This window comes from Pseudomonas sp. SIMBA_067 (assembly GCF_046534675.1).
Lineage (GTDB): Bacteria > Pseudomonadota > Gammaproteobacteria > Pseudomonadales > Pseudomonadaceae > Aquipseudomonas > Aquipseudomonas putida.
In genome coordinates this window covers 1-367 of the sequence record NZ_JAWRYH010000109.1, presented here as the reverse complement: position 1 = coordinate 367, position 367 = coordinate 1, and the positions used below count along the sequence as shown (strand labels likewise).

Below are 367 nucleotides of genomic sequence, written 5' to 3'. Positions count from 1 at the left end.
GTAGCGTTAGATTCCTGCCCTTTGAGCATACCACGACGACGGCTAAGGTCACCGATGACATCACCCGTGTTCTCTTCTGGCGTTTCAACTTCAACCTTCATGATAGGTTCAAGCAGAACAGGTGTCGCTTGTTTAAAGCCTTGTTTGAAGGCAAGAGACGCGGCCAGTTTAAACGCCAGTTCTGAGGAGTCGACATCGTGGTAAGAACCGAAGTGCAGACGCACGCCCAGATCCACAACCGGGTAACCAGCCAGAGGGCCTGATTTCAGCTGCTCCTGGATACCTTTGTCAACCGCAGGGATGTATTCACCAGGAATCACACCACCTTTGATGTCGTTGACAAATTCGTAGCCTTTCGGGTTCGAAC

1 pseudogene is annotated in these 367 nt (G+C 51.2%); it reads right to left on the bottom strand.

Annotation, left to right across the window (positions count from 1 at the left end):
• Nucleotides 1–367 (bottom strand): annotated as a pseudogene (gene fusA / locus SB765_RS28295) (elongation factor G); the annotation flags it as partial.